Below are 23,464 nucleotides of genomic sequence, written 5' to 3'. Positions count from 1 at the left end.
GTTTACAAAGGGCGGAAAATATGATATTATATACTTACATAAAAATATCATGGAGGAAAAAATGGCAGACAACAGAAGACGTATACGATTCAAAAGCATAGCTATCCTCGAAGCCGTGATAATACTGCTTCTTATCATCGCCCTCATATTTGTGGGACTGATACGCGGCAGAGGAGAAGCTGTACCTGCAAATGCAAATAGTGACAAGCCGCAGGTGCGCAGAAGGGCTGTTATAGAAAAAGAGGAAGCCTTTTACCAGATGGACGGCAGAAAGATACTGATGCAGGACAATACCTACGGAGAGATATTTGTGCCGGTATATTCGGATGTTCCGGCGAGTACCATTGACACGGAAAAAATAACTATGCGCAACGGTTATGCTTACTACATGGAAAACGGCGAGGCAGTTTCAACTACGGGTGTTGACGTTTCTGAGTTTCAGGGAGATATCGACTGGACTCAGGTAAGACAGGCAGGTATAGATTTTGCTTTTATACGCATAGGCTACCGTACTTATGGCGACGGCATAGTTACATACGATACAGCTTTTCAGCGCAATATCGAGGGAGCTCAGGCTGCCGGCATAAAGGTGGGTGCATACTTCTATTCACAGGCGACTAATACCGACGAGGCAGTCGAGGAAGCGGACGCTGTAATAGACGCGCTGGCACCATATGATATCACATATCCCGTGGTTTATGACTGGGAGATAGTACATGATGCTGCACGTACCGATGAGGTGAGCGTTGAAGCTCTTGCAGACTGCTGTGTAGCTTTCTGTGAAAGGGTAAAGGATTCCGGATATACGCCGATGATATACCAGAATAAAGCTACTTCCATGAACAAGCTGGATCTTCCACGCATAAAGGACTACGACTTCTGGCTGGCTGAGTATGACGACAAGCCTTCCTACTATTATGATTTCAGGATATGGCAGTATTCAAACACCGGCAGTATCCCCGGTATAGAGGGACAGGTTGATCTTAATATATGCTTCAGACCATATTGAAAAACATCTATAATTCAATTTAAGACAATATATACATGAACAAAAAAGACGGTCCGTGGACCGTCTTTTGATATTATGCATTAAGATAAGATCTTACCAGCACCTGTAAAAGCTCGTCACGATCTATGTGACGGATAAGGCTTCTTGCGTTGTTGTATGTTGTGATGTATGTAGGGTCCTCTGAAAGGATATATCCTACTATCTGATTGACTGGGTTGTAGCCCTTCTGCGTCAGAGCGTCATAAATGATAGTGAGATTCTTTTTGAGCTCTGCCTCTTTGTCCTCATTGACGGAGAAAGTCATGGTTTTATCGAACATAATATCAGCCTCCCGCTGTTGTGGAATACTTCTGATGGAACGCTAACGGATCAAACAAGAAGCTTGTTATTATTATAACCCAAATACGTCGGCAATGCAAGTATAAATCGTAATTTTTCCCGATTTGAACGAATTTTGCGTGTTAATTTAGGAATTTTGCACAGCAGGGACAGAGGATGATTTGTCATATCGTGCCGAAGTTCCACAAAACTGCATTGTTTACAAAAGGGGACGTTCAATCATTTCACAGACAGAAACAATAAACCCTCTATTTCCTACGATATACTGTCGGAATCGGCAGTCCTTGATATTCGTAATTATCCTGCCGCTGTCAAAGCTGAATTCCACCGTGTTCATCGGGTATGAGATACCGACACCGATTGCCTTTACGTATGCTTCCTTAAGGGTCCACAGCCTGAAAAAAAGCTCACTTTTCTTATCTTCTGGAGCGGTTTCAACCATAGTCCGCTCCTTTTCGGAGAAAACTCTCCTCATCACTTTTTTGGGGTACTCTCTTATCTTTTCGCAGTCTATACCGCACTCATTGTCTGAAATGATACATGCAGCTATACCGTCGGCGTGGGAAAGATTATAGTATATGTTGGGATGTTCAGTGAGGGAGGGCTTTCCCATTTTCCCTTTTGATACAGGAGTATCTTCATTATAATCTATACGGTATGGACGCAAGCACTCCCGGAGCAGTCTGTGAGCATGGTTGTGTAGTTCACTTTTATTCATATCCTTTATTGAAATCATAAGCATAATCATCACCACGGTTATTATATCATTTTATTCGTGCGATTACAATAGAAAGTGACAAATGTCACTCCGAAAGTGACATTTGTCGTCTTGTTAAATTAACTAAGAAATGGTATTATCATATCATGATATAGTTTTTATACAAATGCTCATCTGAACATGATAAAGGGATTATCAGTGCTAAGAGTGTAATACCGGCACAGTTGTGCCACAGCAGATTTTGTCAAAAGGGGGGGCTGCTGCTTGTATAACGGTGTCAGGGAACATAAGGTGAATCTGTTTTTCTTACTGATAATCGCGTTAGGAAGCAAGTCTTTTCATTAAGATAATGCATCAAATCGCGTTTTTTTTTTCGTATAATTACCATTGACAACTAAGATATTGCCCTTTGGCGTTATGTTATGTGATATTTGACGAAATGGCGGACAATGTCCGCTATTTCTATATTATAGGTATTGACAAACACTGTCGTTTGTTGTAAAATATATTATGTCTAATTATATGAATTATCAGACCTACACTATAATAAAGTAAAGGCGGAAAACATAATGGGTTTATTCAAAAACATTTTCGGTGCCAACGCTTATTCAAACCGTGAGCTGAAGCGCATCGAGCCTATAAAGAATAAAGTGCTTGATCTTGATGAGGAATATCAGGCGCTTTCCGACGCAGAGCTTAAAGCTAAAACTGCCGAATTCAAGGAAAGGCTGGAGGACGGCGAAACTCTTGATGATATCCTCCCCGAGGCTCTTGCTACCGTAAGAGAGGCAGCATGGCGAGTTCTAGAAAAGAAGCCCTATCCCGTACAGATAATCGGTGCAATAGTCCTTCATCAGGGCCGTATCGCTGAGATGAAGACAGGTGAAGGTAAGACTCTCGTTGCCTGCGTAGCTTCGTACCTCAATGCACTTTCTGGGCTTGGCGTGCACGTAGTTACCGTTAACGACTACCTTGCCAAGACTCAGGCTGAGGAAATGGGAAAGGTTCTCCGCTGGCTGGGACTTACGGTAGGATGTATTCTCCATGGGCTCAACAACGATCAGCGCCGTGCGGCATATAACTGCGACGTTACTTATGCTACGAACAACGAGCTTGGCCTCGATTACCTTCGTGACAATATGGTGACCCATAAGGAAGAGCGCGTTCAACGTGCTCCCAATTTTGCTATCGTGGACGAGGTGGATTCTATCCTCATAGACGAGGCTCGTACACCTCTTATCATTTCTGGACGTGGTGACAAATCCACTGACCTGTATGCTATTGTTGATCGCTTTGCAAAGACCCTTACCGCAACTACCGTAGTTGAAATGGACGACAAGGTGGATCAGGAGTCTGTAAACGATACCGCAGATTATATTATCGACGAAAAGGCAAAGACCGCAACTATCACACAGCGCGGTGTCAAGAAGGCCGAGGAGGCGTTCAGAGTCGAGAACCTTATGGATTCTGAAAATATGACCCTTCTCCACCACATAAATCAGGCTATTAAGGCAAATGGTGTAATGAAGAACGATATCGACTACGTTGTCAAGGACGGCGAGATCATTATCGTTGACGAATTCACCGGACGTCTTATGATGGGACGTCGTTTCAACGACGGTCTGCATCAGGCTATCGAGGCCAAGGAAGGTGTGAAGATTAAGAGCGAGTCAAAAACACTGGCTACTATTACCTTCCAGAATTTCTTCCGTCTTTACACAAAGCTTTCTGGTATGACAGGTACTGCCATGACAGAAGAGGACGAGTTCAAGGAGATTTATAAGCTCGACGTTATTGCAGTTCCCACGAATAAGCCTGTTATACGTATTGATCACAACGATCAGGTCTATACTACCGAAAAGGGTAAATATTCCGCTATTATAAACAAGATAATAGAGTGCCATGATAAAGGACAGCCTATTCTCGTTGGCACTGTATCCATAGAGAAATCCGAACTCCTTTCTGCTATGCTCAAGAGGAAGGGCATCAAGCACGAGGTTCTCAATGCCAAGCAGCATGCAAAGGAAGCGGAGATTGTCGCACAGGCAGGTAAGTACGGTGCAGTTACCATAGCTACGAATATGGCTGGACGTGGTACAGATATCATGCTCGGCGGTAACGCTGAGTTCCTCGCAAGAGCAGAGCTGAGAAAGCGCGAGATACCCGAGGAGATTATCACGGAGGCTATCGGCTTCGCAGATACCGACGACGAGGAGGTTATCGCAGCAAGAAAGCTTTACCGTGAGCTTTATGACAAGTATAATGCAGAGGTAAAGGAAAAGGCAGTTGCCGTAAAGGAAGCTGGCGGACTTTATATACTCGGTACAGAGCGCCATGAATCAAGACGTATCGATAATCAGCTCCGCGGACGTTCTGGACGTCAGGGCGACGAGGGCGAAAGCTGCTTCTTCCTCTCAGTAGAAGATAATCTCATGCGTATCTTCGCAGGAGACCGTCTTGAAAACCTTATGAAGACCCTCAATGTTGACGAGAATACTCCTATCGAGAGCAAGATGCTCACAAGAATAATTGAGTCCTCACAGAAGAAGGTCGAGGGACAGAACTTCAGCATAAGAAAGAATGTCCTCAATTACGACGATGTTATGAATACACAGCGTGAGATCATATACAAGCAGAGATCTCAGGTTCTTGACGGTGAAGACCTCCACGAAAGCATACTTAAAATGATGGAGGATCTTATAAATACTACTGTTGATGCATACCTTGTTGATAACGAGGTCAAGGACGACTGGAACGTAGTCGGACTTAAGGAGCATTTCCTCGGATGGCTCATCGGGCCCGAAGATCTAAACTTCACGGACGAGGAGCTTCAGGAGGTATCCAAGGAAGATATCGTCAATGCTCTAAGCAGTAAGGCTGGAGAGATATATCAGGCTAAGGAAGAGGAGTACGGCTCAGAGATTATGCGTGAGCTCGAGAGAGTTATACTTCTTAAGGTAGTTGATACAAAGTGGATGGCTCATATCGACGATATGGACGAGCTCAAGAAGGGTATCGGACTCCGCTCTTACGGTCAGAAGAATCCTGTTATTGAGTATCGTTACGAGGGCTTCGAGATGTTCGATGCTATGGTAGATTCTATCCGTGAGGATACTATCCGTATGCTCCTTACAGTAAGACTTCAGAAGAACGAGGCGCCAGAGCGTGAACAGGTAGCGAAGCCTGACGCTCCCAACGCCGGCGCAGGCGATGGAAGCTTCTCAGAGGAACCTGTACGTTCAAAGAAGATTGGTGATAATGATCCTTGTCCTTGCGGCAGCGGTAAGAAGTACAAGAAGTGCTGCAAGGCTAAGGATATGGCAGAAAAATAATTTGGGCGGAGCATCCGTTCTCTATGCGGACCGGACATACCGGTCCGGGGGATATGAAACTGACAGATATGGGATGATTTTTTTACCGTGTGCATGTTGCGCAGAATAACGCTGCTCCTGAAAAGGACGGGGAACGTTGTGGCGGATAACTGCTGTGATATGACGCGGTATCTCAGAGAGAGAAAGGTTTTATGAGGTGACAATATGAAAAAGCTCGTTTTTCCCGTTATTCTTCTTTCATTGCTTTCCGGTTGCGGGGGAATAAGCGAAACGCCTAACACGGATAAGGACATAAATGTAGTATCGGGCTTGGCAGAGGGTACGACCACAGATTTGCTGACCTACGAGACCGGGGTGACTACTGACGAGGCGACTACCTCCGACGCTACCACCACAAAGACGGCTGGTGATAAGATTCAGGGAAGCACTACCGTTGCTCATACTACCAATAGCGTTACAATGCCTGTGATCACAAGAGCTACAGGTGGAAATGACGGTATTGTACATGGAACTACCATGTCAGTGCCTTCGGTACAGAGAAGGACCACAACTACATCTTCGACCACAACTATAACTACTACAGTTGAGCCCACAACGCAGTCTTCTACCTTCGATCCAAGGGATTATAGCAATATAAGTTACGCCCTCGGAACAAAGAACAACGAGATTAAGGTGTTGCGTGGCAATAAGGCAGGCGAGGAAAAGACTGTACAGGTACTTAACGACGTCGATACCTCGGAGATAAAAGAAGCTCTCGAGGATGACAGCACTAAGAAGATTGAGGATTTCATGGTCAACGCCGACTTCGACGATGATGGATTTCCGGATTTATTTATAGTTGAAAAGCAGGACGAGCTCAACAGATTGGGTAAGTACTACCATTACGATAAGGATAAGGGTATATATACTTCATGGACTGAGATGAATTCACTGAAAAACCTTATCGACCTAGAAGAACTGAAGAAGGGTTCTATCATTGTATACGACAAGAAGGACGACAATGTGGAGTATGAGTCCAAGACCTTTGAGTGGAACGAAGAAGGAGATCTCGTTCTTAAGAGCAGTATCCACCAGTATACCGACGAGGAAAGCGGCGAGATACGAATTAAGTACGTATACTACGATGAAAACGGTGAAGAGACCACAAGCGAGATAAGAAACAAGGAAGGCGAAATAGTTGCCGACGGAAATCAGAATCCTACGGAGCCTACATCAGACGAGGAGCCTTCCGGCGAAAATAACTATAACTGAAAACGGCTGCTTCTCCTAGCGGAGAAGAACGTGTGACGGGCTGCGCCGATATGGTGGCAGCCCGTTGTTTAAGCCTTGAATACTACCGAGGAGGGGTGACAAATGAGCGGCTACAGTGCCTTTGCGCGGCATTACGATGAGCTTACCGCAAATATTGACTATAAGCGCCGCGGGGAGTATTTCCACGGTATTATACAGCGCTTCAAGACCACAAAGGAGAATATTCTCCTTGATCTTGCCTGTGGTACTGGAAGTATCTCTGAGGTCATGTCAGGTTTCGGCTACGATGTGATAGGCGTGGACAATTCCGACGAGATGCTCGGTATAGCTCTTGATAAGAAGTTCGTCAGTGGAGCGGATATACAATACCTCTGTCAGGATATGCGGAAGCTGGATATGTTCGGTACTGTGGATATAACTTTATGCGCTCTTGACAGCATAAACCACCTTGACAGCTTTGATGACGTGAGGAAGGTATTCGAGGGAATTGCCTTCTTTTCTGAGCAAGAAGGATTGTTCATATTTGATGTGAACACTCCCTATAAGCATAAGGAGATACTGGCGAACAATACTTTTACTTATGAGACCGAACACGTTTACTGCGTTTGGGAGAATACCCTTGATCCAGATACTCTTGAAGTAAAAATGGAGCTACAGTTCTTTGAGTTGGAAGAGAATGGGCTTTACTCACGGAGCACAGATGGCTTTTCGGAAAAGGCATACAGCGAGGAGAGTATCGAAAGACTTCTTGCAGAATGCGGGTTCGAGTTGCTTGGTAAGTACGGTGACGATACTCTTGAACCACCGAAAACTAATTCCCAACGTATAGTCTACGTCGCAAGATGCATTAGAAGTGGTCAGAAATACTGAAAGGATAATAGAAATGGGTAATTTATATAGAGCGATATCCGCAGATGGTTCAGCCTTTGCAGAAGTACTTGACGCGAAGGATATAGTATCTGAGATAGAACACATACACAAGACCTCCGCCGTTATTACGGCAGGTCTCGGAAGACTTACAATAGCAGCTTCTCTCATGGGGTATATGCTGAAGGGCAACGACGATAGCGTTACTCTACGCGTGGACGGCGGCGGTCCTTCTGGACAGCTTGTGGCTGTTGCGGACAGCAGAGGAAATGTTAAAAGCTGCGTGAACAATCCCGTTGTTGAACTCCCACTGAATGCTCAAGGGAAGCTTGATGTTGGCGGAGCCGTGGGTAAGGATGGCACACTCTCAGTCGTCAAGGATATGGGACTGAAGGAGCCATACGTTGGTGTTATCCCTCTTATTTCGGGAGAAATTGCCGAGGATATCGCTAGTTACTATGCTACGAGCGAGCAGATACCAACAGTATGCAGTCTCGGAGTCCTGGTAAATCCTGACCTCACAGTAAAAGCGGCAGGCGGCTTCCTTGTACAGCTTCTTCCATTTGCGGACGAGAAGTGTACAGACATCATCGAGAAAAATGTTGCGAAGATACGCCCAGTTTCGGCTATGCTGGACGAGGGTATCACTCCCAAGGAGATAGCAGATATGCTACTTGAAGGACTTGAACCCAATGTGCTGGATACGGCTTCGCCTGTATACAAGTGCGATTGTAGCCGTGAACGTACCGAAAAAGTTCTTATAAGTATCGGCAAGGACGAGCTTAGTTCTATTGCAGAGGAGGACAATAATACTTCTGTAAGTTGCCATTTTTGCGGGAAAGAGTATATTTTCACGCCCGATGAGATAAGAAAGCTCATAGGAGAGTAAAAAATGAAAGATATTGCTATATTCGACCTTGACGGAACGATAGCCGATACTATCTGCGACCTTGGAGATGCGGTGAACTATGGGCTTGAAAAGCTTGGTTGCCCTGCTCACAACTATGAGGCATACAAGCAAATGGTAGGAAACGGCGCTAAGAAACTCTGCTTCAGAGCGCTTCCCGAGTATAAAAAGGACAAGGCAGAGGAGCTTTACATCATGTTCAAGGAGTATTATAGTCATCATTATCTTGACAAGACAAAGCTGTATGACGGTATGAAGGAAACAATAGAAAAACTGCAAAATAACGGCGTTATACTTGCAGTTGCCACAAATAAGCCTGAGGACGCCGCAATGAAGATGATTGAAAAACTGCTTCCCGATATAGATTTTCTCTGCGTGCTTGGCGGAAGCAACAAGAGACTGCTAAAACCAGATCCTGCTGTGATACTTGAGATATATGACCTTCTTCCCGATGAGGAGTTTTGTGTCTATATGATAGGCGACAGCAATGTTGATGTAATGACTGCGTGTAATGCCGATATCGGTTTTATAGGCTGTTCATGGGGGTTTCGCGGACGAGATGAGCTTGAAACCTGCATAATCGAGAACAGAAGAGAGATGTGCAGTTTTATTGCGGAAAAACCATCAGACATTGCGGATTTCATATTATATTGAAAAAACCGCTGCAGTTGCAGCGGTTTTGTATTAACCGATCTTTTTTACAGTTATTGTTTTCTTTGTGAGGTCGTTGTCCCTATTGCCGATGATATAGTTTTGCAGTTTCACAAGATCCGCAATGCCGACTTCTCCATCGGAGTTAAGGTCGAGTTCGGACGACTTGTTTCCAGTTAGAATAGCCTTTCTCAGCGCCACAACGTCAAATACGTCTATTATCCCGTCACTGTTGATATCACCGAGTATTATTTCCTTTGTCTCAGTAGGCTCAGCTGTTGTTGTAGTGGTAGTTGTAGTAGTTGTTGTTGTCGTGGTGGCAGTTGTAGTTGTTACCTGTTTTTTCTCCTGAGGATAGATGTTCAGGAATACGTCCAGTGACTCCAGAGGCTTACCGTTAAAGTCGAAAAGCGCCTGATTGTCAAAGGAAGAACCACCTGTCTCGGAGGCGTCCTTATCGTAGCTGTATGCGTAGGAGGTTGCCCAGCCGGATCCTTGCTGTTCCCAGTGCTGCTTTTGTTCTTGCCATGATATACCGGGTACTCCTAGCCATGCAGGCTCCCAGTAGAAAACGCCTATACCATGTCCGTTGCAGTTTGCCACAGTCTGGAACACGTCAGCAAGAGCCTTAGCCTGTCCGTCAACGGATATATCGTATCTCAAATCAATACCACTAGTGCTTGAAGTGACTGTATTTCCAAAGGTATCGCCGTCCTCGTTGGTGTAGGGATAGGCGGTCTCCACGACCATGACATACTTGTTGTACTTGTTGCCGATTTCCGTGAGAGTATTCCTGAGGTTGTCAAGTGAGCCGTGCCAGTAGGAATAGTATGAACAAGCAAATATATCATAATCAAGCTTGCACTCGTTCATTACCTGTGCGTACCAGCCGAAATGTCCGTTTCCTGCGTTGGCGAAGTGGTGAGCTATGAGGATATTTCTGTTAAAGTCCCGCACAGCCTTTTCTCCGCTTGAAAATAGGTCGCATATCTCATACATATCTTTCTCACCGCAGAAGAAGCACTCCGTCTCGTTGCCAACCTGTACCATGCCGATATCACTGCCGTTTTCAGTGAGATACTGGAGCACCCATGTTGTCCACTTGTATATCTCTCCTTTAAGGGTATTGTGGTCGTGGGGTTGCCAGTACTTTGGACGGGTCTGCTTTGCCGGGTCAGCCCAGAAGTCGGAGTACTGTATATCCGCAAGGAGCTTCATTCCGTACTCTGCGGCTCGTTTGCCAATCTTGGCAGCAGTTTCAAGGTCGGAGTGCCCGCCACCATAGGTGTTTCCGTTATCATCGTGAGGCTCGTTCCATATTCTTACGCGGATATAGTTCACGCCGTGATCAGCAAGAGTCTTGAAGATGTCCTGCTCATTGCCGTTCTCGTCATAAAACTTAACACCTGCTTCCTCTATGGAGATTATAGACGAGATATCAACTCCGCGTATTGGTTCTCCGTCGTTTACACGGTTGTCAAAGTTTGTGAAAGTGACTGAGGGGATATTTGCAGCTACAGCTGCTCTGTGAGTACTTTCGATGCGGAGCGGATAGGGAAAGGCTATTAACGCTGCCGCTGTTATCGCGATAAACCTTTTTGCTTTCATGATTAACTCCTTTGGCGTCTGCCTGTTTTCAGTCATTTTTTTTGCGTGTTCTTATCCATGCTTTTTTGAGGGGATTTTTCACCTGCATATCCTGGAAGTAGTTGTACAGCACATCCTGATTACAGCCAGCGTCAGGAAGCGACTTGTACAGCTTTTCAAGTCCCTTGATATCGATACCTAGCTCTGAAGGGAACTCGATATCTTTGGCGGTGAATACAACAGCTCCATTTACGGGAGTCTTGTCGAAGCCGCCTTTCTTAAGGTGGTGAGTGACGTTGTCGATATGGGTTTTGTTTTGCATCTGAGGATTGTAGAGCTTATGAGTCTTGCTGCCTATGGTATGGGTGAGATTTTTACCGCTGCCTGTTACCTTGCCGGATATGCCTTTTGTCTCTACGACGAGGACTCCGAAGCGCCCGAATACAAGGTGATCCACTTCACAGGCTTTATTGTAGAGGGGGAGATAGGCATTGTTTATTATCCTTAAGTGATCGGCTTTCCCCAGCTTTTTCAGTATCTTAGCCACTTTTTTCTCGGCAGCCCTGCCTTTGCGCTTTCCCTTGCTGAAATGGATGCATATATATATGAACAGCAGAAGTGCGGCTGCTACGGCTATGGTAATGAGTATACATGTTTTTTTGTCGAGGTCAAATAATGCAATATTTTCAAAAAACATATTTTTCTCCTTCCAAAATGAATAATCTGGGATAATGCGGTGATAATAGCTGTGTACCGCCAGAATGCGCATACAGTTGCAGCCGGCGGTGATTGGCGGAAAAAGCCAAAATCCCAAATCAAGAGGTGTTCTCAATATGTGGGACAAGATAGCTCTTATTCTTCTGATAATCGGAGGAATAAACTGGGGATTGGTCGGTATATTCGAGTTTGATATGGTAGCGTGGCTCTTGGGCGGTACAGACAGCGCTCTGAGCCGTGTTATTTACATTCTCGTGGCAATTTCGGCAGTATGGTGTATATCTCTTCTCTTCCGTAGAGACGAGGAGCTCGCTGTACAGAACATCGACCGATAGACCTTCAGACGCGCTCCTTTACCGATGCCGTAAGGAGCGGTTACATATAAACAGAAAGGGGAGGCGAGCGCCTCCCCTTGGTTTTTATGATTAGTCGCTGATATAAGGAAGCAGAGCGATATGTCTTGCTCTCTTGATAGCAACTGTGAGCTCACGCTGATGGTAAGCGCAAGTGCCTGTTACACGTCTTGGAAGAATCTTAGCTCTTTCGGTCATGCACTTTCTGAGCTTTGTGAGATCCTTGTAATCGATCTTTTCAATCCTGTCTGCGCAGAACATACAAACCTTCTTGCGGGGCTTCTTTGCAGGACGGGCATTTCTTTCCTTTTCCATGACTTTTCCTCCTATCGTAATAAAGTAAAGTTAATCTGCTCAGAACGGAACGTCGCCGTCGCTGAGTATTTCCTCAAAATCACTGAGGTTGCCGTAAGACATACTGTCATTAGGTGCAGGCTGCTGAGAAGCTGCCTGCTGTGGAGGAGCGGAATAATTGTTATTGTAATTGTTCTGGGGAGCACTGTAGCCGCCGTTATTCTGATAACCGCCGCCATTGCCACCATTTTCACCCTTGCCGCCTACGAACTCGACATTATCGACCTGAACATCTGTTGCATAGTGAGTAACGTCGGGATGATTCTTATCCTGATAATTGTTATTTCTTAGGGAGCCCTCTACGCAAATGAGCTTGCCCTTGTTGAAATATCTCGAAACGAACTCGGCAGTCTGTCTCCATGCTGTGCAAGTGATGAAATCAGCTTGCCTTTCGCCGGTATTCTTATCGGCAAATCTTCTGTCACAGGCAACTGTGAATCTGCATGAAGCAATACCACTCTGAGTCTGCCTCAGCTCAGGATCGGCAGTGAGCCTTCCAATTAAAATGACCTTATTCATCTTAGCGCCTCCTAAATAATGAAGTAGAATTATTCAACAACTGTTACGAGTGAACGAAGAACGCCGTCTGTGATGTTGAGACGTCTTGAAAGCTCAGCTGGATAATCGGGCTGTGACTGGAATGTATAGATCACATAGTAGCCCTCTGTCTCGTCCTCGATAGGATATGCAAGCTTGCGCTTACCCCAATCCTCGTTGACTTCAACAGCTTCGGCGTGACGCTCGATTCTCTCCTTGAACTTAGCTACGAGAGCCTTCATAGGCTCCTCGCCGTTCTTGAGGCTGAAAACAACCATTACTTCATACTTAGCGGATACCTTTGCCATTTAGTACACCTCCTTCTGGGATCATGCCCAGCAACTTACTGCGGGCAAGGATAATAATAGTATCTGTTTTTACACGATACTCAAATATTATATCATTTCATACATGACTTGTCAAGCATTTTTTTCTTTTATTTCACAGTATAAAGTTGACAAACGTAAGCTTACATAGTATAATAAAAATGTATAGGAGCATCTGGCTCCTTTTATTTATGAAAGGATATGGATATGAATGGAAACCTATAAGATTCTTAAGGATCTCGCCCTTATCTTTATATTTGCCAAGGGCGCAGGTCTTTTGGCGAGAAGATGCAAGGCTCCAATGGTTGTGGGAGAGATAATCGCAGGTCTTGTCATCGGTCCCTGTTTGTTGGGCTGGACACAGCCATCGGAATTCATAGGGCAGATGGCTGAGATAGGCGTAATACTCATTATGTTCTCAGCAGGACTGGAGACCAATTTACAGGAGCTGAAAAAATCGGGCTTTGCTGCCTTCCTGATAGCCTGCGTGGGAGTGTTCGTGCCCCTTGTGGGAGGAAGTCTGCTGTATATGGGCATATACGGCTTCTCGGAATTTGGTACGGACGAGTTTTTTAAGGCGGTATTCATCGGCTGTATAATGACTGCCACCTCCGTGGGAATAACGGTGGAGGTACTTAAGGAGATGGGCAAGCTTAAGACCCGTGTGGGACAGACCATACTCAGCGCCGCTATCATCGACGACGTTATCGGTATCATAGTTCTCACCTTTGTTCTCGGCTTCAAGGACCCCGACAGCAATACACTCCTTGTGACAGGAAAGATATTTCTGTTCCTCGTGCTTTCCCTTGTGGTGGGCTTCATTGTCTACAAGCTGTTCAGGTTTTACGATGAAAGGCATACCCACACAAGGCGTATCCCCATAATTGCAATAACTCTTTGCTTTTTCATGGCTTATATCGCCGAGGAGTACTTCGGAATCGCTGATATCACTGGTGCGTACATAGCCGGAATAATCCTCTGCAACGTCCGCGACGCCGAGTACATAGACCGTCGCGTAAGTATAAACGGCTATATGTTCTTTGCTCCGGTATTCTTTGTAAGTATCGGACTTAAGACTGATTTCAGCAATGTGGATTCGAGCATGATACTTTTCTCCGTTGGCTTTGTTGTAGTTGCGATGCTCAGCAAGATAATCGGCTGCGGACTTGTTTCCAAATGCTTTAAATACAGCTGGATCGACTGCCTCAAGATTGGCGCGGGAATGATGACAAGGGGAGAGGTAGCTCTTATCATTACCAATAAGGGACTTGGTCTCGGTATAATAGACTCATCATATTTTACGGCTGTAATACTTCTTATTATAGTTTCAAGCATAGTAACGCCCATAGTATTGAAGTTGCTCTTTGGCAGATCTGAGCCCGAGGGCGTAAAGCAATAAATCAAAAGTTAGCTTTGCTAAATATTGATTTCAGTGATTAGAAATTAGTGCTTAGTGATTAGTATATCCGTAGGGGCGCATTCAGTGCGCTCGCAAACACAATTATCAATCCCAAACACGGGCGTTCGGAAAGCGCCCCTACAGCTAATGCCTAATAGCTAAGGGCTAAAAATATAATTTTGCTTTGCAAAATTATGTTTTACGAAAGGAGAATAATATGTTCAGAATAGGTCACGGTTACGATGTTCACAAGCTTATTGAAGGCAGGAAGCTCATACTCGGCGGCATAGAGATACCTCATGTCACCGGTCTTCTCGGTCACTCTGACGCAGACGTGCTCGCCCATGCCATAATGGACGCCATGCTCGGTGCCCTTGCTATGGGGGATATCGGTCATCTTTTCCCTGATAACGACGACAGCTTCAAGGACGCTGACAGCATGAAGCTCATGGAGGAGGTCTGCTGCAGGATAAGAGCGGAGGGCTGGGAGATAGGGAATATCGACGCGACCGTTATTGCTCAGGCTCCCAAGCTTGCTCCCTATATCATGGCTATGCGCGAGAATATCGCAAGCGTCTGCGGCTGTGATGCGTCGCAGATAAGCGTTAAGGCTACCACTGAGGAGCACCTTGGCTTTACCGGCGAAAAGCTCGGTATGTCAGCCCATGCAGTTGCACTTATGTATAAGTAACGGATAAAAGAAAAGCCTGAAAGCAGATAATCCTGCTCTCAGGCTTTTGTTATTGTTACTCTGTGGGTTCAAGATTTGTTATCTTGTGAAGGAGGTACTCCTGTATACGAAGGGCGTCGTTTGAGGTAAGTCCCTTGCTGGAAGTATCAACGTCTGCGTTTGCAAGTCCCTTATCAGTGATATGTTTACTGTCAGTACCGCTCACACCGTATTTGTTGGGGTTGGCAAGTGCCTGCATGATAAGTACGGCGTCAGACATATCTATCTCGCCGTCGCAGTTGGCGTCGCCGTATATAGTTTTATCGGGAGCCGGTTCATCAAGAGCAAGAGCTGCCCAGACTATCATTCTGTAATCGGGAGCACCGTGGCAGATAACGCCTGAAACTACATTTCCCTCTGTGAGAGCAATCTTCTTCTGGAAAGCTCCGACTTCCATTCTGAAATCAAAGGAGTCCAAATTGAAATGATAAGTGTCAAAGCCTTCTATCTTCAATGATGCGTTTGAGCCGCTTGTAACTTTTTCAACACGGGCATTTCTGATAACATCATAGCTCTCGCTGTCACTTGTTGCTGTGATTATCACTCTTTCTGAAAGGTCATCCGCAACGACGTCAAAGACTGCAACACCGCTGCTCAAAGCCTTTACGGAAACGGAATCCGCGCCTGTATTTGTTATTTCAAATGCACCTTCAACGATAAGGTCTCTGTCATATTCATTTTTTGACAGCTTTATCGAAACTGATGAAGCATTCTTAACTGTGATATTCGCTTCCTCGCCGATTTTGAGATCGGGCTTGTCGCATATTATCACAGGAGTCTGTCCTGTAACGATAGTTGTTGAAGTTACGGGAGTGGTAGTTGATAAAGTGGAAGAAGTCGTGGTTGTTGTAGCAGTAGTAGTTGTCGTTGATGAAGTCGTTGTAGTTGTAGTCGTTGTGGAAGTCGTCGTTGTGGTAGTTACCTGTTTTTCCTCTATGGGGGCCATGCTGGGCTCTCCGTCGCCCCACCAGTCCCAGCGGTCGGCGGTACGGTATTTCTCCATATCCGCGCCTGCTGACGTCCATGAGAACACATTATCGTAAAGGTGATTCTCATAGTAGTAGAACTGAGCCAGCGAGCATATCTCGTCGGCGTAGGTCTTGTAGGCGCCGTCGTCCTCAGCCATATAGCACCAGCCTGTATTGAAGCCCTTGAGGCTGTTCCTTATTACCTGATATCCGTGCATTCCCTCTTCGTTTATGCATATCTCCGCAAAGTGGAGTATCTTTCTGATACCCATGTGGTTGGATATGATAGCGTCGTAGAAGTTGGATTCTGTGAACGAATACTGGAACATTTCGGGAACGTTGTCCTCTGGCATGAATTTTGGGTCGCAGTCCGCAAAGGCGGTAACGGCAGTCTGCAAAGTGCCATAGGCGTGTGCGGAGTTTACACCCCAGCCGTCCTCATAAGCGGTCTCGTGGTCTGCGCCGATCTTTCCTTCTCCGAGGGTGGATTCTCTTGTGCCGAGACCGAGGAAAAGAGCATACATTTTTTCACGGTCTGTCTGCCCGAGACGTGTGGAGATAAGGTTCCAGTGTTCGTCTATCTCCTTGTAAAGAGCATACTTTACCTCCTGAACGGTCATTTTATGGTTGATAGCGCGTATCTCAGCAGTTGAAGCGTCGGCAGGAGTATTTCTCTCGCCGAAATTCAAAGGATTGCCTACGCCCTCAGCCTGAACGTCACGGGAGGTATCATGCAACGGCTCACAGGTTTCTCCTGCGAAATACCACTCGTCTGCGGAAGCGTGAAAGCCGTTATCGCCGATAACTGCGGCAGATACGGAAGATATGCATATAGCTACTGCTGCCAGTGAAGCGCATATTTTTGCAATTTTCATAATTATCACCTCAGAAATTCGAGCCGTTCCAGCCCCAGTCGTTTGTACTTGTGTATTTTACGTATATCCTGTCGGACGGTATACCGATATTATCGGTGAGAATGCCTGTGATATGACTGGTCAGAGTTACCAGTGCATTGGAAGAAGCACTGCCGTAGATAGAGACCTCTACCATAGCCGCAGGAGCGTCCTCGCCCTTGAACCATAGGTCGTACTCTGGCTCTATGCCTACCATGAGCCAGCCCTCTGATTTGCCTGGGATAGCTGTTATAGCTCGTCCCATAGCGGATTTGATACTTATCTTCTGTTCTTCGGAAACAGAAACATTGGTCTTGACATTGATGAATGGCATAATAATTCCTCCTCATTAATTAGTGTATAATGCGTAATGTTTAAGTGTAATTAGTAATTATCTGTGTTTGTCATTCGACAGACAGAATTGTAAAATTATTGATTGTCATAAGCCGACACATTTGATTATGCATTATAAATTACGAATTGAATTTAACAGCAAAGCCGTTAAATATTGACTAATCCTTCAGACAGCAATTCCTGAGCTGCAAGCATTACCCCAAGCTTTCCGCTCGTATAGGTTATGCCGCCCTGCATCCATACCGCAAATGGTTCACGAAGCGGAGCGTCGGCTGACAGTTCTATAGAAGCACCGTTGGTGAAAGCTCCAGCAGCCATTATGACCTGACTTGAATAGCCTGGCATATCCCACGGCTCCGGAGTAACGAATGAGTCAACTGGTGCGCCTTTCTGTATTCCCCGGCAGAAAGCGCACAGGTGCTCCTCGTCGCCCAGCTTTACGGCTGTGATTATGTCTCCTCTTGGCTCGTCCTTTCGAGGAGAGCATTCAAAGCCGAGGAGCGTGAAAAGCTCGCCTGCAAAGTTGCAGGTTTTTATGGCATTAGCCACAACATCTGGAGCAAAGAAAAGTCCGAGGAGCATTTCACGGTTCATACCGAGAGTGCAACCCACTTCCTTGCCCATTCCAACGCAGGTGAGACGATAGGAGCAGAGCTCCACAAGGTCAGCTCTGCCGGCGATATATCCACCTGTACGAGCGATACCTCCCCCTGCATTCTTTATGAGGGAGCCGATGATGATATCAGCGCCCACGGCGGTGGGCTCTCTGTCCTCAACGAATTCGCCGTAGCAGTTGTCCACCATTACAATTATATCTGGATTGCCTTTTTTAGCGGCATTCACCATTTTTTCTATATCCGAGACAGTGAAAGCTCCTCTCAGGGAATATCCTCTTGAACGCTGGATATAAGCCACTTTGGCGTCTTTTACTGCTTCTGCTATCTCTTCAAGCTGCGGAGTGCCATCTGCGTTAAGGTCTACTTGTCCGTACTCCACACCGTAATCCATGAGGGAGCCGTTACCCTTACTGCCGCTGATACCTATAACCTCTTCCAGTGTGTCGTAGGGCTTTCCAGTGATTGATACTATCTTATCGCCAGTTCTGAGAACTCCAAAGAGAGCCACGGACAGGGCGTGAGTACCAGACACAAAGTTGAATCGCACAAGTGCATCCTCAGCGCCGAGAGCCTGAGCAAAGACCTTGTCTATCACTTCTCTGCCGACATCGCCGTAACCGTAGCCTGTTGAGCCGTAAAAGCAGGGCTCGCTTACCTTGTTGTCGGAAAAGGCTTTCAGCACCTTTGCACCGCAGTATTCAGCGGTTGAATCTATTCTTTCAAAGGCTTCCTTGCAGTTCTTTTCTGCCTGAGCGGCGAGCTCAACCAGTCTGATATCTAAGCCATACAATTTATTTATTTTACTATTCATTATTTACCCTTTCTATGTAAATCATAATATTTCTTACTTAGCAAAAATATGATTTATCTTACTTAGATTATATTCTTTTTTTACTCTCATGTCAACGAATATCAGTTGTAAAGCCTCAGATTTTGTAGCTTTCCGCTTCTTTGGCAAGTTTGATATCTACAAGAGCGTCAATGAGAGTGCCGTTTTCAGCGTATTCCTCCGAGAATATCTTGCCGTCCTGACGTATTTTGCCGAGAAAGCCGCCCTTGTCGTAGGGGATAAGCAGTTTCATACGCTTGGCGGTCTCGGGGAGGTTCCGCATTATACATTCAAGGAGCCTGTCAAATCCAGTGTGCTCCCTAGCGCTTATCATGACTGTATTATTATCTTCAAAAACTGTATCCGTAAAGGGGGCGGCGTCTGCCTTGTTCATGACGTATATCTGAGGTATACCCTCACAGCCCAGTTCAACAAGCAGCTTTTCCGTGACCTCAGACTGTTCCTTTACCTCAGGGGAGGAGAGGTCCTGCACATTGAGTATCAGGTCCGCAGCCGCAGCCTCTTCGAGAGTAGATTTGAAGGCTTCAATGAGATTGTGGGGAAGTCTTCTTATAAGTCCTACGGTATCTATGAGCATGACGCTTCTACCGTCGGGGAGTTCTATGGCACGGGAGGTGATATCGAGGGTTGCGAATAGCTTGTTTTCAGCAAGGACTCCCGCGTCAGTAAGGGCGTTAAGGAGTGTTGATTTGCCGACGTTGGTATAGCCTACTATAGCCGCGCAGAGTACTCCGTCCTTTTTGCGACGTGAGCGCGAGAAATTACGGTGCTTTTTCAGTTCTTCAAGTTCAGCTTCAAGGTAGCTTATACGCTTGCGGATATGTCTTTTGTCGGTTTCCAGTTTTGTTTCTCCGGGACCTCTTGTGCCGATTCCGCCGCCTAGTCTCGAAAGGGCAGTACCCATACCTGTGAGACGGGGGAGACGGTATTTCTGCTGAGCGAGCTCAACTTGCAATTTACCTTCTTTTGTCCGGGCGCGTTGAGCGAATATATCAAGTATCAGTGTGGTACGGTCGATAACTCTGACATCGAGGATATCTTCGATATTTCGAACCTGAACGCCTGTGAGCTCGTGGTCGAATATTACTAGTTCGGCGTCAAGGGCTTCGAGCTGCTCCTTTAGTTCCTCGAGCCTGCCTGCACCCATACAGGTAGCAGGGTCATAAGCCTGCTTTTTCTGTATCACCGAGCCAACCACTTCCGCATTTGCTGTGGAAGCAAGCTCGGCTAGCTCATTTATAGAAAGTTCCGCGTCAAATTCACCTGTGTCAACACAGGCTAGAACAGCTCTGACGGGGAGTTCTTCAGTCTTGTTTTCGTACATGATGTACTCCTTAATCTATATGGTTTCGCGCCGGTACATCTCTGAGCTTTCAATGCCGAAAAGCTCTATAAAGCAGTTGTTGTCTGCTATGAGATCGAGCTTCTGAGCTTTGGTCAACTGCTTTATGCGGTATTCTAGCTTTGAAGCGAGACTTCGGTCTTCGCAGCTCCAAAGTGCTTCGAGGGACTGTGCCTTGTGTGCTCGTGTGAATTTCGCACATTTTTCGCTCCTGCCGAAATGTTCATCCATGCGCCGTACAACATTGTTGGTGATGCCGGTGTAGAGCATATCGCCCTCACACTTTATTATATAAACGTAATACATGACCGGGGAAGCAACCGTATTTATATCCTTGTGGCAAGAAGCTCAGAATATATGCGGCGGAACTGCTCGAATCGGTCTTCGTCGATAGCTTCTCTGATCTTTTCCGTAAGGGTATTGTAGAAATAAAGGTTGTGCTGTACCGCAAGTCTGCCTGCAAGCTGCTCGTTCGCCTTGAAAAGGTGACGGATATATGCTCTGCTGAAATTGCGGCAGGTAGGGCAGTCGCACTGCTCGTCCACGGGACGGGGATCTGTCTCATAACACTTGTTGTTCAGGTGCATTATTCCGCTCCAGGTGAATACAGTGGCATGGCGGGCATTTCTGCTCGGCATAACGCAGTCAAACATATCCACTCCTCTTGCAACGGCTTCGATTATATTCGAGGGAGTTCCTACTCCCATGAGGTATCTAGGCTTATTAACCGGCATATATGGCTCGACGATGTCTATTATGCGGTACATCTCTTCGGTTTCCTCACCGACTGCAAGACCGCCGATAGCATAACCATCAAGGTCAAGCTTCGCAATATCCTCTATATGCTTTATGCGGAGGTCGTCGAAGGTTGAACCCTGATTTATACCGAAAAGAAGCTGATTTTTATTTATAGTATCAGGTAGGCTGTTAAGCCTTGCCATTTCTTCCTTGCAGCGTATCAGCCAACGCGTGGTGCGTTCTATGGAAGCGGCGACGTATTCATAAGGGGAGGGATTTTCTATACACTCATCGAAAGCCATTGCAATGGTTGAGCCGAGATTTGACTGTATCTGCATACTCTCTTCGGGTCCCATGAATATCCTGTGACCATCTATATGTGAGGCGAAGTATACTCCTTCCTCCTTTATCTTTCTGAGCTGAGCCAGTGAAAAGACCTGAAATCCGCCGCTGTCTGTGAGTATGGGTTTGTCCCAGTTCATGAACTTGTGAAGCCCGCCCATTTGTTTTACGATATGGTCGCCTGGACGGAGGTGAAGATGATAGGTATTACATAGCTCCACCTGAGTTTTCAGTCCCTTTAGGTCTACGGAGGATATACCGCCCTTTATGGCTGCAGCAGTCCCCACGTTCATAAAGCATGGGGTATGAAAAGTGCCATGAACAGTCTCGAAAGTGCCTCTTCTGGCTCTGTTGTCGGTTTTAAGAAGTTTGAACATAGCTTCTCCTTTATATGTATTATAAACACTCAGCCATTGCTATAAGGCAATGAAAAAGGCTGAGATCAGTCAAGGTCGAATTCCTTGCCATTGTCGGGATTTCTGTTCTCGTGCCTACCGTAAAAGCCTATAAGCTTGCTTTGGGAGTTCCTTATAGCGAGGATATACATATCCATATTATTTTTCTTGTCATGTAATGCGAATACCTTGTTATTCTTTTTATCTTCTTTGAACCATTCTACACTCATTACCACTTTGCTCATCATCTCTTCGTCCATAACCGTAGAGAGTAGTTTGCCAGTGAGGGGGGAGACGCTGGTATAAAAGTGCAGTGCAGCCGGATTCTCATAGATGACCCTGTAGTCTAGGCTACATATAACTATAGGTCCCTCCTCATAATCGATTATTCCTTTGAAAAATTCAGAAAGCTCAATATCACTCATTTTAATTCTTTATCTCCTTATTATTGTGTTTTTACAGTATACACATACTGTCTCCAAAACTGAAAAAGCGGTAGCGCTCCTCGACGGCGGTCTTATAAGCGTTCATAGTATTATCGTAGCCCATAAATGCTGATACAAGCATTATAAGCGTACTTTCCGGAAGGTGAAAGTTTGTTATTAGCCCGTCGATGCACTTGAACTCGTATGAGGGATATATGAATATATCCGTATATCCGTCGTGCTCTGAAATATCTCCGTAGAACGTAGCTACGCTCTCAAGTGTGCGGCAGGTTGTGGTGCCAACTGCGATGACTCTGCCGCCGTTTTTCTTTGTCTCGTTTATGAGGTCGGCAGTCTCCTTGGGGAGATAGTAGTGCTCGCTGTGCATTTTATGGTCAAGGACATTGTCCTCCTTGACAGGTCTGAATGTACCCAGTCCAACATGGAGGGTGACAAAAGCTGTTTTTATGCCTTTTGAACGGATATCGTCAAGCATTTCCGGAGTGAAGTGAAGTCCTGCTGTTGGAGCAGCTGCGGAGCCTAGCTCCCTTGAATATACCGTCTGATAACGTTCGCGATTCTCTAGCTTTTCTTTTATGTAAGGAGGAAGGGGCATTTGTCCCACATCCTCAAGGGCTGTAAAGAAGTTTCCCTCGCACTGGAATTGTACGATACGGTTGCCGTCGTCCTTTACCTCAACGACTTCTGCAACGAGCCTTCCGCCGCCGAATGAGAACCGCGTTCCCACCTTGGCTTTCTTTCCAGGGCGGCATATAATCTCCCACAGTTTGTCGCCTTTCTGCTCAAGGAGCAAAAATTCGATAAAGGTCTGGTTGCCTACTTTCTCGCCGTAGAGTCTTGCAGGGATAACTCTCGAATCGTTCATGACCAGTAAGTCACCTTCTTTGAGGTGGTCGCATAGATTATAGAAGTGGTCGTGAGTTATGGCTCCTGTGTTACGGTCAACGCACATCATACGTGATGCGTTCCTCGGCTCTATTGGAGTCTGTGCTATAAGCTCCTCGGGGAGCTCATAATAAAAGTCGGATTTAAGAAGTTCCATTAATATCTCCTTTGGATTTGAACTGTTAGTCATTAGCCTACTGTAATGGCGTCATTCCAATGCACGATAGTAAAACGTCAAAGCCGCTTACTAATTGTTAATGGCTTAAATATTTCATAATTTAATGTCTGCGATGTTAAATTATGATTTATGCAATAAATTTTCAAGAATGTATTGACAATAGCTGTTTTAAGTGCTATTATAATTACTAAGGTAGAGGCGCGGCTGCGAAAAGTACCTGCACACGGGATCACCTGTCCGATGGTGTACAGCGAAAGGCAATGCCGCCGAAGGGCTGTCTTTGGTAAATTCAGCTCTGGCTGTATGTTTAAGAGGCATACAGCTGTCATCATGCTTTTGATGGAGAGCTACTGGCATATTAATATCATGATATGTCAAC

24 protein-coding genes and 1 riboswitch are annotated in these 23,464 nt (G+C 45.8%); of the genes, 9 read left to right on the top strand and 15 right to left on the bottom strand.

Translation table 11 applies throughout. The features are described 5' to 3' along the window. The first annotated feature begins 61 nt into the window (after positions 1-61). On the top strand, positions 62-1,009 hold the full coding sequence (locus tag J6U00_RS06595) for a glycoside hydrolase family 25 protein (protein WP_296580360.1): 948 nt from the start codon (positions 62-64) through the stop codon (positions 1,007-1,009). A 73-nt stretch (positions 1,010-1,082) separates the two neighbouring features. On the opposite strand, the gene J6U00_RS06590 is transcribed toward J6U00_RS06595, so the two are convergent. Together J6U00_RS06590 and J6U00_RS06585 are read right to left on the bottom strand one after the other, a co-directional pair. Further along, the gene (locus J6U00_RS06590) at positions 1,083-1,328 is read right to left on the bottom strand and encodes an IreB family regulatory phosphoprotein (protein ID WP_295077066.1); all 246 of its coding nucleotides are present in this window, start codon (positions 1,326-1,328) and stop codon (positions 1,083-1,085) included. A gap of 219 nt (positions 1,329-1,547) precedes the next feature. Continuing rightward, positions 1,548-2,090 carry a 4'-phosphopantetheinyl transferase superfamily protein gene (locus tag J6U00_RS06585; protein ID WP_296580358.1) on the bottom strand — a complete coding sequence of 181 codons (543 nt, stop codon included), beginning with the start codon at positions 2,088-2,090 and terminating at the stop codon, positions 1,548-1,550. 545 nt (positions 2,091-2,635) lie between these two features. Here J6U00_RS06585 and secA point away from each other — a divergent pair. The 5 genes from secA to J6U00_RS06560 all read left to right on the top strand — a co-directional run bounded on the left by secA (position 2,636) and on the right by J6U00_RS06560 (position 9,077). Beyond that, entirely contained in the window at positions 2,636-5,398 is a 2,763-nt protein-coding gene (secA, locus tag J6U00_RS06580; RefSeq protein ID WP_296580356.1) for a preprotein translocase subunit SecA, read from the top strand. A gap of 204 nt (positions 5,399-5,602) precedes the next feature. Beyond that, positions 5,603-6,649 (top strand): hypothetical protein, encoded by a 1,047-nt coding sequence (locus tag J6U00_RS06575; RefSeq protein ID WP_296580354.1) that lies wholly within the window; start codon positions 5,603-5,605, stop codon positions 6,647-6,649. A 102-nt stretch (positions 6,650-6,751) separates the two neighbouring features. After that, positions 6,752-7,519: a class I SAM-dependent methyltransferase gene (locus J6U00_RS06570; RefSeq protein WP_296580352.1), complete on the top strand. Its 768-nt coding sequence runs from the start codon at positions 6,752-6,754 to the stop codon at positions 7,517-7,519. A gap of 13 nt (positions 7,520-7,532) precedes the next feature. Continuing rightward, a complete protein-coding gene (gene hslO / locus J6U00_RS06565; RefSeq protein WP_296580350.1) occupies positions 7,533-8,405 on the top strand; it encodes an Hsp33 family molecular chaperone HslO in 873 nt (290 codons plus the stop codon). Between the two features lie 3 nt (positions 8,406-8,408). After that, positions 8,409-9,077, top strand: a complete 669-nt coding sequence (locus J6U00_RS06560; RefSeq protein ID WP_296580348.1) for an HAD family hydrolase — start codon at positions 8,409-8,411, stop codon at positions 9,075-9,077. A gap of 30 nt (positions 9,078-9,107) precedes the next feature. On the opposite strand, the gene J6U00_RS06555 is transcribed toward J6U00_RS06560, so the two are convergent. Further along, positions 9,108-10,682, bottom strand: a complete 1,575-nt coding sequence (locus tag J6U00_RS06555) for a glycosyl hydrolase 53 family protein (RefSeq protein ID WP_296580346.1) — start codon at positions 10,680-10,682, stop codon at positions 9,108-9,110. A 28-nt stretch (positions 10,683-10,710) separates the two neighbouring features. Beyond that, the gene (locus J6U00_RS06550) at positions 10,711-11,358 is read right to left on the bottom strand and encodes a nuclease-related domain-containing protein (RefSeq protein WP_296580344.1); all 648 of its coding nucleotides are present in this window, start codon (positions 11,356-11,358) and stop codon (positions 10,711-10,713) included. A gap of 136 nt (positions 11,359-11,494) precedes the next feature. On the opposite strand from J6U00_RS06550, the gene J6U00_RS06545 reads away from it, so the two are divergent. Continuing rightward, complete coding sequence (locus tag J6U00_RS06545; protein WP_296580342.1) at positions 11,495-11,713, top strand: DUF378 domain-containing protein; 219 nt, start codon at positions 11,495-11,497, stop codon at positions 11,711-11,713. 90 nt (positions 11,714-11,803) lie between these two features. Here the strand turns inward: J6U00_RS06545 and rpsR are convergent, their stop codons facing one another. From rpsR to rpsF, 3 genes are read right to left on the bottom strand one after another with little or no spacing between them, the layout of a single operon-like run. Next, positions 11,804-12,046 carry a 30S ribosomal protein S18 gene (gene rpsR / locus J6U00_RS06540; protein ID WP_295077096.1) on the bottom strand — a complete coding sequence of 81 codons (243 nt, stop codon included), beginning with the start codon at positions 12,044-12,046 and terminating at the stop codon, positions 11,804-11,806. Between the two features lie 39 nt (positions 12,047-12,085). Next, positions 12,086-12,604, bottom strand: coding sequence for a single-stranded DNA-binding protein (locus J6U00_RS06535; protein ID WP_296580340.1), 519 nt, complete (start codon positions 12,602-12,604; stop codon positions 12,086-12,088). A gap of 29 nt (positions 12,605-12,633) precedes the next feature. Then, positions 12,634-12,930, bottom strand: a complete 297-nt coding sequence (gene rpsF / locus J6U00_RS06530) for a 30S ribosomal protein S6 (RefSeq protein ID WP_024860702.1) — start codon at positions 12,928-12,930, stop codon at positions 12,634-12,636. A 229-nt stretch (positions 12,931-13,159) separates the two neighbouring features. On the opposite strand from rpsF, the gene J6U00_RS06525 reads away from it, so the two are divergent. After that, a complete protein-coding gene (locus tag J6U00_RS06525; RefSeq protein WP_296580338.1) occupies positions 13,160-14,347 on the top strand; it encodes a cation:proton antiporter in 1,188 nt (395 codons plus the stop codon). Positions 14,348-14,564: 217 nt separating this feature from the next. Then, positions 14,565-15,038, top strand: a complete 474-nt coding sequence (gene ispF, locus J6U00_RS06520; RefSeq protein WP_296580336.1) for a 2-C-methyl-D-erythritol 2,4-cyclodiphosphate synthase — start codon at positions 14,565-14,567, stop codon at positions 15,036-15,038. 55 nt (positions 15,039-15,093) lie between these two features. Here the strand turns inward: ispF and J6U00_RS06515 are convergent, their stop codons facing one another. The 8 genes from J6U00_RS06515 to queA form a co-directional block, all read right to left on the bottom strand. Continuing rightward, positions 15,094-16,920, bottom strand: coding sequence for a dockerin type I repeat-containing protein (locus J6U00_RS06515; protein ID WP_296580335.1), 1,827 nt, complete (start codon positions 16,918-16,920; stop codon positions 15,094-15,096). Positions 16,921-16,930: 10 nt separating this feature from the next. After that, positions 16,931-17,272, bottom strand: coding sequence for a phenylpyruvate tautomerase MIF-related protein (locus tag J6U00_RS06510; protein ID WP_296580333.1), 342 nt, complete (start codon positions 17,270-17,272; stop codon positions 16,931-16,933). 167 nt (positions 17,273-17,439) lie between these two features. Then, entirely contained in the window at positions 17,440-18,720 is a 1,281-nt protein-coding gene (locus J6U00_RS06505) for a methionine gamma-lyase family protein (RefSeq protein ID WP_296580330.1), read from the bottom strand. A 115-nt stretch (positions 18,721-18,835) separates the two neighbouring features. Next, complete coding sequence (gene hflX / locus J6U00_RS06500) at positions 18,836-20,083, bottom strand: GTPase HflX (RefSeq protein ID WP_296580329.1); 1,248 nt, start codon at positions 20,081-20,083, stop codon at positions 18,836-18,838. Between the two features lie 15 nt (positions 20,084-20,098). Continuing rightward, positions 20,099-20,407, bottom strand: coding sequence for a GIY-YIG nuclease family protein (locus J6U00_RS06495; protein WP_296580327.1), 309 nt, complete (start codon positions 20,405-20,407; stop codon positions 20,099-20,101). 20 nt (positions 20,408-20,427) lie between these two features. Beyond that, on the bottom strand, positions 20,428-21,558 hold the full coding sequence (gene tgt / locus J6U00_RS06490; RefSeq protein ID WP_296580324.1) for a tRNA guanosine(34) transglycosylase Tgt: 1,131 nt from the start codon (positions 21,556-21,558) through the stop codon (positions 20,428-20,430). A 65-nt stretch (positions 21,559-21,623) separates the two neighbouring features. Beyond that, on the bottom strand, positions 21,624-22,001 hold the full coding sequence (locus tag J6U00_RS06485) for a hypothetical protein (protein ID WP_296580321.1): 378 nt from the start codon (positions 21,999-22,001) through the stop codon (positions 21,624-21,626). Between the two features lie 31 nt (positions 22,002-22,032). Then, entirely contained in the window at positions 22,033-23,064 is a 1,032-nt protein-coding gene (gene queA, locus J6U00_RS06480) for a tRNA preQ1(34) S-adenosylmethionine ribosyltransferase-isomerase QueA (RefSeq protein WP_296580320.1), read from the bottom strand. A gap of 206 nt (positions 23,065-23,270) precedes the next feature. Further along, positions 23,271-23,443, top strand: a riboswitch (Lysine riboswitch). Positions 23,444-23,464 lie beyond the last annotated feature (21 nt).

Source organism: Ruminococcus sp. (assembly GCF_017650195.1).
GTDB lineage: Bacteria > Bacillota > Clostridia > Oscillospirales > Ruminococcaceae > Ruminococcus.
This window is presented reverse-complemented; position numbering and strand designations above follow the sequence as displayed.